The organism is Sutterella sp. AM11-39 (assembly GCF_003472385.1).
GTDB lineage: Bacteria > Pseudomonadota > Gammaproteobacteria > Burkholderiales > Burkholderiaceae_F > Duodenibacillus > Duodenibacillus intestinigallinarum.
Genome location: NZ_QRLV01000005.1, coordinates 1 through 11,980, shown reverse-complemented (window position 1 = coordinate 11,980; position 11,980 = coordinate 1). Strand labels below are relative to the sequence as shown.

Annotated in this window: 14 protein-coding genes and 3 tRNA genes; 10 read left to right on the top strand and 7 right to left on the bottom strand. The window is 56.4% G+C overall.

Going from position 1 to position 11,980, the window contains the following annotated elements; translation table 11 throughout:
* Positions 1–241: 241 nt before the first annotated feature.
* From DW133_RS05525 to DW133_RS05510, 4 genes are all read left to right on the top strand, one after another.
* A complete protein-coding gene (locus DW133_RS05525) occupies positions 242–661 on the top strand; it encodes a hypothetical protein (protein WP_118275655.1) in 420 nt (139 codons plus the stop codon).
* A 262-nt stretch (positions 662–923) separates the two neighbouring features.
* The gene (locus DW133_RS05520; protein WP_118275654.1) at positions 924–2,219 is read left to right on the top strand and encodes an OmpP1/FadL family transporter; all 1,296 of its coding nucleotides are present in this window, start codon (positions 924–926) and stop codon (positions 2,217–2,219) included.
* Between the two features lie 147 nt (positions 2,220–2,366).
* The gene (locus tag DW133_RS05515; RefSeq protein ID WP_118275653.1) at positions 2,367–3,314 is read left to right on the top strand and encodes an AEC family transporter; all 948 of its coding nucleotides are present in this window, start codon (positions 2,367–2,369) and stop codon (positions 3,312–3,314) included.
* Position 3,315: 1 nt separating this feature from the next.
* Positions 3,316–3,873 carry a YaeQ family protein gene (locus DW133_RS05510; RefSeq protein WP_118275652.1) on the top strand — a complete coding sequence of 186 codons (558 nt, stop codon included), beginning with the start codon at positions 3,316–3,318 and terminating at the stop codon, positions 3,871–3,873.
* An 84-nt stretch (positions 3,874–3,957) separates the two neighbouring features.
* Here DW133_RS05510 and DW133_RS05505 read toward each other — a convergent pair whose 3' ends face one another.
* The 6 genes from DW133_RS05505 to cydP form a co-directional block, all read right to left on the bottom strand.
* A complete protein-coding gene (locus DW133_RS05505; protein ID WP_118275651.1) occupies positions 3,958–4,338 on the bottom strand; it encodes a group II truncated hemoglobin in 381 nt (126 codons plus the stop codon).
* Between the two features lie 48 nt (positions 4,339–4,386).
* Positions 4,387–4,659 (bottom strand): cyd operon YbgE family protein, encoded by a 273-nt coding sequence (locus DW133_RS05500; RefSeq protein WP_118275650.1) that lies wholly within the window; start codon positions 4,657–4,659, stop codon positions 4,387–4,389.
* Positions 4,652–4,750 (bottom strand): cytochrome bd oxidase small subunit, CydX/CbdX family, encoded by a 99-nt coding sequence (locus tag DW133_RS05495; RefSeq protein ID WP_118275649.1) that lies wholly within the window; start codon positions 4,748–4,750, stop codon positions 4,652–4,654. The genes DW133_RS05500 and DW133_RS05495 overlap by 8 nt, the downstream gene beginning before the upstream one ends.
* Positions 4,751–4,806: 56 nt before the next feature.
* On the bottom strand, positions 4,807–5,946 hold the full coding sequence (cydB, locus tag DW133_RS05490; protein ID WP_118275648.1) for a cytochrome d ubiquinol oxidase subunit II: 1,140 nt from the start codon (positions 5,944–5,946) through the stop codon (positions 4,807–4,809).
* Between the two features lie 25 nt (positions 5,947–5,971).
* Positions 5,972–7,525, bottom strand: coding sequence for a cytochrome ubiquinol oxidase subunit I (locus DW133_RS05485; RefSeq protein WP_118275647.1), 1,554 nt, complete (start codon positions 7,523–7,525; stop codon positions 5,972–5,974).
* 87 nt (positions 7,526–7,612) lie between these two features.
* The gene (gene cydP / locus DW133_RS05480) at positions 7,613–7,813 is read right to left on the bottom strand and encodes a cytochrome oxidase putative small subunit CydP (protein WP_118275646.1); all 201 of its coding nucleotides are present in this window, start codon (positions 7,811–7,813) and stop codon (positions 7,613–7,615) included.
* Between the two features lie 205 nt (positions 7,814–8,018).
* Here cydP and DW133_RS05475 point away from each other — a divergent pair, with 205 nt between their 5' ends.
* Positions 8,019–9,263 (top strand): sigma 54-interacting transcriptional regulator, encoded by a 1,245-nt coding sequence (locus tag DW133_RS05475; protein ID WP_118275645.1) that lies wholly within the window; start codon positions 8,019–8,021, stop codon positions 9,261–9,263.
* A gap of 74 nt (positions 9,264–9,337) precedes the next feature.
* Complete coding sequence (locus DW133_RS05470) at positions 9,338–10,285, top strand: alpha/beta fold hydrolase (protein WP_118275644.1); 948 nt, start codon at positions 9,338–9,340, stop codon at positions 10,283–10,285.
* Here the strand turns inward: DW133_RS05470 and DW133_RS05465 are convergent.
* A complete protein-coding gene (locus DW133_RS05465; RefSeq protein WP_118275643.1) occupies positions 10,282–10,761 on the bottom strand; it encodes a hypothetical protein in 480 nt (159 codons plus the stop codon). The two genes, DW133_RS05470 and DW133_RS05465, sit on opposite strands and share 4 nt — an antisense overlap.
* A gap of 218 nt (positions 10,762–10,979) precedes the next feature.
* Between DW133_RS05465 and DW133_RS05460 the strand changes: the two genes are divergently transcribed.
* The 4 genes from DW133_RS05460 (at position 10,980) to DW133_RS05445 (ending at position 11,854) form a co-directional block, all read left to right on the top strand.
* Positions 10,980–11,339, top strand: coding sequence for a hypothetical protein (locus DW133_RS05460; protein WP_118275642.1), 360 nt, complete (start codon positions 10,980–10,982; stop codon positions 11,337–11,339).
* A 194-nt stretch (positions 11,340–11,533) separates the two neighbouring features.
* Positions 11,534–11,619 (top strand) — tRNA-Tyr (locus tag DW133_RS05455).
* 72 nt (positions 11,620–11,691) lie between these two features.
* Positions 11,692–11,765 (top strand) — tRNA-Gly (locus DW133_RS05450).
* Between the two features lie 14 nt (positions 11,766–11,779).
* A tRNA-Thr gene (locus DW133_RS05445) sits at positions 11,780–11,854 on the top strand.
* Positions 11,855–11,980: the final 126 nt, after the last annotated feature.

Sequence of the window (11,980 nt, the reverse complement as noted above, 5' to 3'; positions counted from 1 at the left end):
TCTCATTTGGAAATGAAAGTCGCCGCGTCGACCGGCGCAGCGCACAGGAAAATTATTCGCCCGAACTCGGTAAAACATGAGGAAACTTCGTAGGGGATATCGTGTAGAAAAAAGAGAAATGTTTACGTTGTGGAATGTGTGAAGTGTATGAAAACAGTGACAAAGCGTTGTAGTTTCTCCGATGGGGAGACCTTGGTTTTTATAATTGAATGGACGATTTTTCCTTGAATCCGAGGCCGCTATGCCCGATAACCTGCCGCAGCAAGTCGATGTTCAACTGCCGCCGGAGACCTCTTCCGTGGTGGTCGCCAAGGTGGTCTACGGCCTGCACGCTCTGTCGATCATCATCGGGGTCGTGACGGGCGGCTCGATTCTGGGCGCCTTTCTTTTCGGCTGGCCTTCGATCGTGGCGGTCATTCTCAACTACGTGATGCGATCCGACGCTAAGGGCACCTATGTGGAGAGCCACTTCTCCTGGCAGATTCGCACGTTCTGGTACGCCTTCGGCTTTGCCTGCCTGGTTGGATTCGTCGGATTCATTCTCTCCTTCATCTACGTGGGCCTGGCCATCTGGTTCATCGGCTTTTTCGTCATGAGCATCTGGGTGGGCTATCGCATCATTCGCGGCGCAATTCGTTTGTGGAACGCCAAGCCGATCTGATCGCCCGAGGATTAATCCGACGGATTAATCCGCTCGTTTGACCCTAAGGGTAACCCCTGAAAAAAGCCGCTCTCAAAATTTAAATTTCTTTGCGCACAATGCGTGCGTCTTTCTACGCGCGCGCATCTGTGAGCAGTTCTTTGCGCGCACGAAAAATCCCTAGCTTGACCGAGCCGGCACGTCAAAAACGTGTTGGACATTGTCGTTTGTGCTCGGCAACAACAGGATATTTTTTGAACCTTAGGAGAATTCAATCGTGAAGATGACGATGAAGGCGGCTGCTGCCGCCGTGATGGCAGTCTGTGCCGCCTCCGCCGCTCATGCAGCCGGCTTCATGCTGACCGAACAGTCCGCCGGCGCTCTGGGCCGCGCCTACGCCGGTGTGGGTGTTGACGGTACCGATCTTTCCGGCGTTTACTACAACCCCGCCACCATGACCCTTCACCCGGGCACCCAAATTCAGGCCGGGTTTGTGGCCGTGGGTTTGGACTTGGCATATGAGGGTGACAATGGCCACACTGAAAATGGACAGTACAACACGCAGGCTATTCCGCATGGCTACATCTCTCATCAGCTGAACGACAGTATGTGGATTGGTTTGGCCATGACTGTTCCGTTCGGAATGGGTACTGAATACGACGACAATTGGGATGTTGCAAAAAATGGCATCTCTGCTGAGGTGCTGACATTTGACTTTAACCCCAATGTAGCTTGGAAGGTTTCTGACAAGCTGAGCATTGGCGCTGGCATGTCAATTCAGTACGCGGCGGCAGATTTGAAGATGAAGGAAGATGTTACTTCTTTAACTGGGGGAACTCCTTTAACTGTTGACGGTGAAATTGATGCTGATAGTTGGGCATGGGGTTTTAATCTGGGGTTGATGTGGTCTCCATTGGAGAATTTGCGTTTTGGCCTGTCGTATCGGTCAAAAGTCAGCCACCATGCGGACGGGGATTTCACTCTTGATAATCCATGGACTAAGGATTCTTCTGGTGCAGATATTCCGGTTCCTCCGGCAATGTTGCCGAATTTTTCGGCATTGTTGGGAACAACTGATGGTAAAGCGTCACTTTCTACTCCAGCGTGGGCGATGGCAACAGCGGCGTGGGATGTGAACGATCTTTTAAGCTTGTACGCAACGTTCCGTTGGACAGACTGGTCTTCCTTTGATGAATTGAACATTGAATATTCGTCTGCTATCGGAGATAGGACGAAGAAGATAGTAAATCAATGGCAAGATACGTACCTTGTTTCTGTAGGTGCTGATTTGCGTTTCACCAATTGGTGGACCTTCAGAGCTGGTATCGGTTATGAAACTTCGCCGATTGATGATCCGCGTTATCGTACAGCCATCATTCCAGATGCCGACCGGTGGTGGTTTGCTCTCGGGTCTTCCTTCCAGGCCACGAAGAGCATGCAGATTGATGTGTCTGCCGCTTGGTTGCATGGCACGGGTGAGCGTGACCTTTATGCAGAAAATGGTTCAAACGAAAAGGTGGGTCGATTCGACAAACTCGACGCCTACCTCTTCGGCGTTCAGTTGGTCTATAAGTTCTAATCTCGTTTGATTCTGCCTTTTATCGGCAGACGTGAGGAGTAGCCCCGGACGGGGATCGAGCAATCGGTCATCGTGCGGGGCTTTGTTTTTGGCGGAATTTTTCGTCTTGGCGGATAATGCGCCTGCTGTGATTTCGGGAATTCTGCGATGAATGTCTTTTTTCACCATCTCTCGCTGTGCGCACCATTGTTTCTGATGGTGTTTTTGGGCTGGGCGCTTGTGAAAATCGGCATGTTCAGTCACAGCGTGACAAAGGCGCTCTCGCAGTTTGTCTTCAAGCTCCTGATGCCGGTGATGCTCTTTCACTTGATGAGCGACGGTTCCAACCGTCCGCCGGTGGATTGGAAGGTATTGATAGCCTTCTTCGGATCCTGCGTGGTGGTGTACATCATCGGAAACTTCTTGGGAGGCAAGCTCTTCAAGCAGGATTCCACGGGACGTGTCATCACGGGCATGGGTGGCATCTTTGGCAACAACGTGCAGCTCGGTGTGCCCATTGTGCAGACGAGTCTCGGTACGGCCGCGATGCCGACGATTTCCTTGCTGATCATCTTCAACGTGCTGTTGCTATGGACAAGCGCCACGGCTTGCGTGGAGTTCGGGCGCACCGGCGGCAAGATTGACTGGAAGAAGTTTCTGATTGCTCTCAAGAACATCTTCAAAAATCCGATTGTGCTGGGCATTTTGATCGGTACAGGCTGGAGCTTGACGGGGCTACAGTTGCCTGAAGTGATCGATAAAAGCGCGGCGTTGGTGGCCACCGCCACGACGCCTTGCGCGTTGATTGTGGTGGGCATGGGGCTGGCCGAACACAGCTTTACGGCGGCTCTGCCTAAGGCAAGCGTCATCACGGCGCTCAAACTCGGTATTCAGCCGTTCCTGGTATGGGTGTTCTGCGTGCTGTTGGGGCTTGATTCGGTACAAACCAACGCCGCAACGGTTTTGGCGTGTCTGCCCGTGGCCATCAACCTCTACATCATGGCCACACAGTTTGAGAGTGAAGAGGGAGCGGCGAGCAACGCCATCTTTGTTTCGACATTTATTTCTGCGCTCACCGTCCCGTTGACGTTGACGCTGCTTGGAGTGGGTTATTGATATGGCGCTTGGCGCAACGGTTTGCAAAGCTTTTATTGACGTAAGCGACATTGATCGCGGCTACTACGAAAGCCGCTCGATCACGATCGCGCAGCATCCGTCGGAAACGCCGGCACGCATGATGGTGCGTTTGCTGGCCTGGCTGATGTTTGCCGGAGACAAGACGGAATTCGGGCGCGGTCTTTCTACGGAAGGGGAACCCGCGGTGTACGAAACGAACGACGCGGGCGACATCGCCCGTTGGATCGAAGTGGGGTGCCCCGACATCAAGACGCTGCGCAAGGCGGCCGGCAAGAGCGAGGACGTGGTGGTGCTTGCCTACGACGAAGCGCGCATCGAGCCCTGGTGGCAGTCCCGTAAGGGCGATATGTCCAAGATTGACAAATTGTCCGTGCGTTGGATTTCGGACGACGATCTGGAGAAACTTGCCGACATGGCCGGGCGCAATATGAAGTTTGCCGCAACGGTCCAAGACGGCGTGGTATGGCTTGCCGACGATTCCCACAACATCGAAATTGAGGTTAAGACGCTCATGCGCCGCGGAGAGCCGGTGTTCTGAGATTGCATTGTTTTCCTCCTCCATGAAGAAACCCCGACAAGATTTGTTCTCGCCGGGGTTTGTCATTTTGAGAGTGCCTAACACTCAGGCATTGCGCAAGCTGTCGGCCATTTGCCAGAAGACGGCTTCGAGTTCGGTGCGAAGCGCTTCGTCTTCGATGCTTTCTGCAAGGGCCTGCTGCATACAGCTGAACCAGAGATCGCGAAGCTCCGCCGTGATTTGAATGCGCTGATGATTTTCGCGCAGGCACGGAAGGCCGTGCTTTTGCGCGTACAGCACGGGGCCGCCGAACCAGCCCGTCAGGTACTCGAGCATTCGGGCGCGGTAATGCGCCATGCCGTTGACGTAACGGCTACTCAGAGCCTCGTAGGCAGGGTTCGTGCGAAGAAGTTCAAGATACTTGTCGATGAGAGCGGTTAAACCCGCCTCACCGCCGAGTCGTTCGTACAACGTCGTTTGCGACATAAAGCCTTCGAAGAATTGTGTCGAAAGGGCGTCAGGAAAAGGGGCGTCCTAGCGCAGAAACACGCCCCAGGTACCGATGATCATCACAGGCCAGGCGATGATGGGGGAAAAGAGCACGCGCAGGATTCGGTTTTCCGGCACGAAGCCGAAACCGTGCACCCAAGCTGCGCTCATCCCCATCAGGAGCACGACCAGAAAGCCGTGCGGCACGCTGGCGGAGTCTTCCGCCACCAGGCGCGGATAAAGAATGATCACGGCGGCAACCGCAACGGCCGCCAGAAGACTGACGGCACGCGCGAGTCCCCGCAGCACCTTATTCATCGGCCGCTTCCCGGTTGTCGAGCGTGGTGGAAACCACCACGGACAGGAGAATGGCCATGCCAAGACCGGTGAGCCAGTAGAAGTAAATCATGTGTTCCTCCGTTGAGGCCGGCGTCGTGCGGACGCCGACCTGCGTCAGGTTTTGCCTTAGTAAAGGTCGTGGTCGTTCTTGCGGATGTACTCGGCGTTCAACTTGCCGGACATCGTGCGGTAGGCCCAGCCCGTGTAGATCAGCACGAGAGGCAGCAGCAGGAGCGTCACGAAGAGCATCACTTCAAGCGTGAGCTGCGAGCTCGTGCAGTCCCAGATCGTGAGGCTCGAACGCGGATCGGTTGAGCTCGGCATGATGAACGGGAACATCGAGAGCAGCGGCGTGAGGATGATGCCCAGAAGCATCACGCTCGAGCACACGATGGCCATGCCGCCCTTCAGCTGCTTCGCGAAGAACACACCGCCCACGGCACCGAGTACGGCCAGAATCGGCACGAGCCAGAGAACCGGGTAGTTGGCGAAATTGGCAAACCAGGCGCCCGTGGCAATGTCAACCGTCTTCAGAAGCGGGTTGGAGGGACCGGCCGGATCGAGACCGGCGCTCACCACCATGCCGTCGATGCCGAAGTACGTCCAGACGCCGCCGAGGATGAAGAGCGCAGCGGTGGCTATGCCCGAAATCGTCGAGATGCTCATCGCGCGGCGCTGCAGATCGCCGTCGGTGCGCAGCACCAGGTAGTTGGCGCCATGAAAGACGATCATCAGCAAAGAGACGACGCCGCACAGCAGACCGAACGGGTTGAGCAAGCCGAAGAAGCTGCCCGTGTAGAACGGACGCAGCGATTCGTCAAAGTGAAACGGCACGCCCTGAAGCAGATTGCCGAAAGCTACGCCAAAGATGATCGGGGGCACGGCAGAACCCACAAACAGAGCCCAGTCCCACGTGTTGCGCCAGCGCGTGCCGGCCATCTTGCCGCGGAAGTCAAAGCCAACCGGACGCAGGATCAGTGCAAGAAGCACGATGAGCATGGCCCAGTAAAAGCCCGAGAAGGCAGCGCCGTACAGAAGCGGCCAGGCCGCGAAGATGGCGCCGCCGCCCGTGAGCAGCCACACCTGGTTGCCGTCCCAGTGCGGGGCGACGGAGTTGATCATGCAGCGGCGGTCGGTGTCGTTCTTGCCGAGGAAGGGCAGCAGCGAACCCACGCCCATGTCCTGGCCGTCCATGATGGCAAAGCCCACGAGCAGCACACCGATGAAGAGCCACCAGATCAGACGCAAAATTTCATAATCGATCATTTTCGGAATCTCCTATGTCCGTCCATCAGGCCTTGCGCTCAAAGAAGTAGCGGCCGGTGCCCAGCGAGCTCGGACCGAGCTTGGCGTAACGGATCATGAGCCAGTACTCCACGATCAAGAGAGCCGTGTAAAGGATGGCAAAGCCGGCAAGCGAACCGATCAGGTCACCCGTCGAGAGGCTCGACACGGACAGATCGACCGGCAGAATTTCGTAAATGGTCCAGGGCTGACGGCCGTATTCGGCTACAAACCAACCGGCTTCGCAGGCAATCCACGGAAGCGGCAGGGCGAGCAGACACATCCACAGCGTCTTGGTCTTCTGGGCGATCGTGCCCTTGATGCTGTAGTAAGCAGCCAGACCGAAGATGAGAATCGCGGCAAGACCGCAGCCGACCATCAGGCGGAACATCCAGTACATCGGCGTGACGGCGGGCACCGTGGAGAGAGCCGCTTCGCGGATCTGCTGCGGGGTGGCCTGCGTAACGTCGTTGACGTACTTCTTGAGCAACAGGCCGTAGCCGAGGTCGCCCTTGACTTCATTGAACTGCTGGATCAGGGTGCGGTTTTCCTTGTCCTTGCGCAGAGCTTCCAGAAGGGACACGGCACGCTGACCGTTGATGATGCGCGCTTCGTTTTCTTCGACGAGCGGATTGATGCCCTTGATTTCTTCAGAAAGCGAACGGGTGCCCATCAGGCCGAAGAGCCAGGGGATGTCAACGCTCACGGTATTCTTGCGGGCTTCTTCATCGGGGATGGCAAAAAGCGAAAGCGGAGCCGGCGCTTCGTGCGTTTCCCACATGGCTTCCATGGCGGCAACCTTGGCGGGCTGATCCTGCGTGACGCGGTAGGCCGATTCGTCGCCCATGTGAAGGGTGAGAATCGTGGCAACGAGGCCGAAGACGGCGCCCAGACGCAGGCTACGCTTGGCAAAGCCGATGTCGCGGCCCTTGATGAGGTACCAGGCAGAGATCGCAACCACGAACATGGCGCCGGTCATGTAACCCGCGTTGATCGTGTGCATGAACTTGGCCTGTGCCCAGGGGCTCGTGGCGACTTCCCAGAAGTTCGTCATTTCCATGCGCATCGTTTCGAAATTGAACTCGGCGCCGGTCGGGTACATCATCCAGGCGTTGGCGATCAAAATCCACAGAGCCGAAAGGTTGGAACCCAGAGCCATGAGGAAGGTGACGGCGAGATGTCCGCCCTTGGAGAGGCGCTTCCAACCGAAGAAGAACAGACCGATGAAGGTCGATTCCAGGAAGAAGGCCATCAGACCTTCAATCGCGAGCGGGGCACCGAAGATGTCGCCCACGTAGTGCGAGTAGTAAGCCCAGTTTGTGCCAAACTGGAATTCCATGGTGATGCCGGTCGCAACGCCCAGCGCGAAGTTGATGCCAAAGAGCTTGCCCCAGAAGCGGGTCATGTCTTTGTAGACTTCGCGGCCCGTCACGACGTAGCACGTCTCCATGATCACCAGCATGAACGACAGACCGAGCGTAAGCGGCACGAACAAGAAGTGATACATGGCCGTCAGCGCAAACTGCAGACGGGACAGATCAACAAGTTCAGAAGAAAACATAGAAAACGGCTCCGAGTTTCCCGTACTCTGCGCCATAAAGGACGCGGTGCACAGGTTCAAGAGAAGGATTTTGGGGTGAAGAAATCGTCAGTTGCTGACGTCGGCAGTTCGATCCGCGCGCATCAGAATGCCGGAGGCGACATTCTCAGGAGTCTGTTCGATACGCTTGTCCGGTCCGAAAAAGAAGTACCAAAGCCCGAAAATGAAGGCCAGCTTGCAGCACAGGACCACGCCGATCTCAAGGAGAAGGCGCGGACGGGATTTGCCGGAAGTAGTCGCTTTGCTCATAACGGGATGGGAACCTTTTTTGCAGGGAACAGTAGAAACTGCTTTTTGACGCCGTAAACGGACAACCTTACAGCGCAGATCTTATAGAGACAGACTGCAAAAAAGGTTCACAAACGCTTGCAAAAAAACTGAAATCGCGGAAAATGAGAGCCATGACTGTCAAATTTGACAGTTTTCCGATTTTTGTTTTTCGTGGTGCAGGGAAATGCCGGTTGCAGCTGAAATTGCCTCAATGCTTGACGCCTTGGATGCGCCGGCAATGCTTATTCGGCCCGACGACATGACGGTGGCTGCCGTAAACGATGCGTTTGCGCAAGCCTACGGTCGCTTTCGATTCGAAGGCAAAAGGTGTTGGGAAGCGCTGCACCGTGCAGGACCCTGTCCGAAATCCGGGTTGCCGTGTCCTCTGGCGCAGGCCGATAAGGTTGGCGTGAGCTGTGTGGAGCAGACGCTTTTTAGCAGCGCTCGCGTCACCGAGCTCGCGGTCACGATGCGGCCGGTTCGATCAGCCGACGGTAAGACGCTTTATTGGCTGGAAACGCTCAGATCCAAGACCGACGATGCCGAACCGTTTCGCCGCGGCACGGTGGGTGTAAGCCGGGCACATGCCGAGGTGATGCATGCGCTTGAGCGGCTTGCCTCTGAAGACGTTCCCTACCTGATTGTCGGAGAAGCCGGCGTCGGCAAGGAGCTCTATGCCCGAACGGTTCATGAAAACAGCGCCCGCGCTTCCCGGCCTTTCGTTGTGGTGGCGGGGTCCTGTTTGACCGGGTCGGCCGCGCAGACGCTTTTGTGCGGCACGGAAAATGCCGCAGGATTGCTGGAGCGTGCCGACGGCGGCAGTCTTTTTGTTGATGATATTGAACGCGCCTCTCCCGTGGCGCTGGAAATACTCGAAGCAGTTCGTATCGGCGGCTGCACCTCTCGGCGCGACGGCACCCGATTGGAAGTGTCGGTTCGTTTGTCGGCAAGTGCGCGTCGTTTGCCGCAGGAGCTTACGACGGAAAACAGCTTTTTGTCCGCTTTGGCTAGCCGCGAGGTATTTGTACCGCCGTTGCGCGAGCGCAAGGAGGACATTGCGCCGCTTGCCAAATTTTTCGTTGGCGGTATTGCGCCCGTTCATTCCCGCACGATCACCAACGAAGCCATCGAAATGCTGCAGCGATACGATTGGCCGGGCAATATGCGAGAGCTCAAAAATGTGCTCAGCGCAGCGGCGCAGGGGGCGGATCGTACTGTGACGAGCGCCAACCTGACGTTGCCTGCGGCACACTCTTCGGCTTTCCTTGGTGAAGACGAGGACATCGTGCCGCTTGCGGACATCAAAAATCGCTATCTCGTCTGGGCTGTAGAAACTTTTCGCGGCCCGCGAAGCGAGCTCGCTGCTAAGCTCGGCATATCGGAGCGCACGCTCTATCGGCTGCACGCGCAAAGCAAAAGCCGCATCTAATCGAGCGAATTCTTGGTGCCGATATGGGCGCAATGGCACAATGCCTTGCTCGGAGACTCTGAAATCGATACGCGATGAGTGCTGTTTACGAAAAAGAAAAGCTCGCTTACCGACTGCTTGATGGTGAAACTGCCAAACGACTTGAGCGTCCGGGCGCGAGTTTGCGCTATTCCGTTTTGCCTTGTTCCGGCGAAAAGGCCGGTACGGTGATTTTTTTGCACGGCGTGGCAAGCAACGGCTCGCGCTGGGAAGAATTCATCGAGGGGACAAGTCTCAGGAAGGCATTTGACATTCTGCGCTGTGACCTGAGAGGGCACGCGGCAAGCGTATCAAGCCGTCAGGCGCGTCTGGAAGATTGGTGCGGCGACGTCGAGGCGATTTTGCAGGCCGAAAACGTTGCAAAGGCGATTGTCGTCGGCCACAGTCTGGGCGCACAGGTGGCCGTGAACTTTGCGGCGCGTTATGCCGATCGTGTCTGCGGCGTCGTGCTTCTTGATCCTCTCATCAGCGAAGCGCTGACACCGAAGGCGCTGCAGATGCGCGCCAAATTGCCGTATCTCAAAGTCATGGAACGGTTTTGTCGCTTGGGTAACGCGCTGGGCTTCAGTCGTCGCCTGCAGAATCAGGATCTGCGCGCAATGGATGCCAAGGCGCGCGAAAAGATTGCCGCCGGCGGCAAGGAACTCGAGGAATTCATCAAAGAGTACTCGTCGGCACGAGCCGATTTGAAGTACATCCACAGTGCGGTCTACCTGCATGATCTGATCGAAGTGGGCCGACCGACGCCTGCGCCCGAATCCATCACGGTACCGATGCTGGTAATCGGTGCCTCGGCAGGCACCTTTACCGACGCCCAGGCCATGCGCCAATGGGTCAATGCGCTCAAGGACGGCCAGATGGCCGTGGTCAAGTGCGCGCACTGGCCGCTTACCGAATGCCCTCGGGATGTGGCTGATGTGATTGAAGGATGGGTATTCAAACGCTTTGCGCCGCAGTCGGCGGCGCAAGCATCATCAAATTAAGGCGAGACGACCGGCGTCCAACCGGTCGGGCAGGCGCGGATCTGCGGATAAAATCCTTTTTCGGCTTCGCACCAGTAGAGGGTCTTGGGCGCTGCCGCCGCCTGTGCGGCGTTGGCGGCCGCCTCGGCGCGAAGAGCGCTACGTTCGGCGCTTAATGCCGCCGAGTAGCCCGTCACGTAGGAAGGTGCGGCATAGGGCGTGTACGGATAGCGGAAGCGGTAGCTGAAGTAGTCGTCGTACGGATCGTCGTAGAGCGAACTCAGCCCCCAAATCGTTGCGCCCGCGATGGCCGGAGCCCACAGCCAGCCGAAGTGATGATGGTGACGGCGCGGGGCGTGAAGCGGCGGAGGCGGAGGACGATGCCAGCCTGGGCCGCCGTGCGGAGGTCCCGGCGGACGGGCCTCAACGGCCGGAACAAAAGCCGTCGTCAGAGCCAGAGCGGCCGCTGCAGCAAAAGCAAGTGAACGAAGTGACATTTTCTGTTCCTTGTCGCAAAGCGAGACGTTGATAGTCGGAGAACGCGGTGAATGAACCGGCGTTCAGGTTAGGAACAATGTAGCGCAAACACAACGAGCTGTCGCCTGACAGAAATGCTTTGTGACAGGTGTTTAACCTTCTTGTCGCACGGCAAAACAGAGTCAAGTGTCAATACAATACGTGCACGCCACTTTTGACGAAACATTGATAGGGAAAAATGAAGCAACTGCCGCAGGAAATCAGAAAAAACAGACTCAACTGCCAACGTCAGATCGGTATGCTGCGCCTTTTCTTTTATGTCGCAACGGCCGGTTCGTTTGCCGCTGGCGCCTCCGACATGGTTGACAACGCCGTTGCAAGCGCCTTGGGTAACTTCGGCATTCTGCTGATTCTGTACCGTCTTTACGTATTAGGTCCGCTGCTGGTAGCGCGCAGCAGCCTGGGCAACGACCGGTGGGTCGATGCCGAAGCGCAATGGGTCGAAGACAATTATCCGTGGCTTGATACGGTCGGCAAAGCGGGCTGGGGATTGCTGGTTGTCGGCGTAGTTTTGCAAATGTTTTTGGGAATTGCTTGAAACTGTCGCATTTTTGTGTAGAATGCGGATTCTTCGCTGACAACGGCCGGCAGACCGGCAGCGAGGAACTTAAAGAACGGACGGGGTCAACCCGAAAAATTCAGTTCTTTGTCGTTGCGAAAGAAATTTCGCGTCAATTCGGCGGAAAAACTTGACAAAGTGATTTCCGGCCCGCATAATCTGCCATTCGCTACGGAGGGGTGCCCGAGTGGCTAAAGGGGGCAGACTGTAAATCTGTTGGCTTACGCCTACGATGGTTCGAATCCATCCCCCTCCACCAGCGCTGGCTCTTAGGAGTCAGACAATAGTGAAATTGCAGTTGGGTAATGGCCGAATTGCAGTTGTAGCTAAGGCGGGTGTAGCTCAATGGTAGAGCAGAAGCCTTCCAAGCTTACGACGAGGGTTCGATTCCCTTCACCCGCTCCAAGTTTCCCAAGCGTGCCCGTGTGGCTCAGTGGTAGAGCACTCCCTTGGTAAGGGAGAGGTCATGCGTTCGATCCGCATCACGGGCACCAGAGATTCTTTTCATAACTGTTCTTGATTGGATACCCCCGGGTACATGCCCGGCTTTTGTTCAGGAGTTAAACCATGGCAAAGGGTAAGTTTGAACGTACCAAGCCCCATGTGAACGTGGGCACCAT

Coding starts and splice junctions, on each gene's coding strand:
- DW133_RS05500 (WP_118275650.1), bottom strand. CDS start 4,659: ATGAATAAGGTGCTGCGGGGACTCGCGCGTGCCGTCAGTCTTCTGGCG.
- cydB (WP_118275648.1), bottom strand. CDS start 5,946: ATGATCGATTATGAAATTTTGCGTCTGATCTGGTGGCTCTTCATCGGT.
- DW133_RS05525 (WP_118275655.1), top strand. CDS start 242: ATGCCCGATAACCTGCCGCAGCAAGTCGATGTTCAACTGCCGCCGGAG.
- DW133_RS05485 (WP_118275647.1), bottom strand. CDS start 7,525: ATGTTTTCTTCTGAACTTGTTGATCTGTCCCGTCTGCAGTTTGCGCTG.
- DW133_RS05470 (WP_118275644.1), top strand. CDS start 9,338: ATGAGTGCTGTTTACGAAAAAGAAAAGCTCGCTTACCGACTGCTTGAT.
- DW133_RS05495 (WP_118275649.1), bottom strand. CDS start 4,750: ATGATTTACTTCTACTGGCTCACCGGTCTTGGCATGGCCATTCTCCTG.
- DW133_RS05465 (WP_118275643.1), bottom strand. CDS start 10,761: ATGTCACTTCGTTCACTTGCTTTTGCTGCAGCGGCCGCTCTGGCTCTG.
- DW133_RS05475 (WP_118275645.1), top strand. CDS start 8,019: ATGCCGGTTGCAGCTGAAATTGCCTCAATGCTTGACGCCTTGGATGCG.
- cydP (WP_118275646.1), bottom strand. CDS start 7,813: ATGAGCAAAGCGACTACTTCCGGCAAATCCCGTCCGCGCCTTCTCCTT.
- DW133_RS05510 (WP_118275652.1), top strand. CDS start 3,316: ATGGCGCTTGGCGCAACGGTTTGCAAAGCTTTTATTGACGTAAGCGAC.
- DW133_RS05520 (WP_118275654.1), top strand. CDS start 924: ATGACGATGAAGGCGGCTGCTGCCGCCGTGATGGCAGTCTGTGCCGCC.
- DW133_RS05515 (WP_118275653.1), top strand. CDS start 2,367: ATGAATGTCTTTTTTCACCATCTCTCGCTGTGCGCACCATTGTTTCTG.
- DW133_RS05505 (WP_118275651.1), bottom strand. CDS start 4,338: ATGTCGCAAACGACGTTGTACGAACGACTCGGCGGTGAGGCGGGTTTA.
- DW133_RS05460 (WP_118275642.1), top strand. CDS start 10,980: ATGAAGCAACTGCCGCAGGAAATCAGAAAAAACAGACTCAACTGCCAA.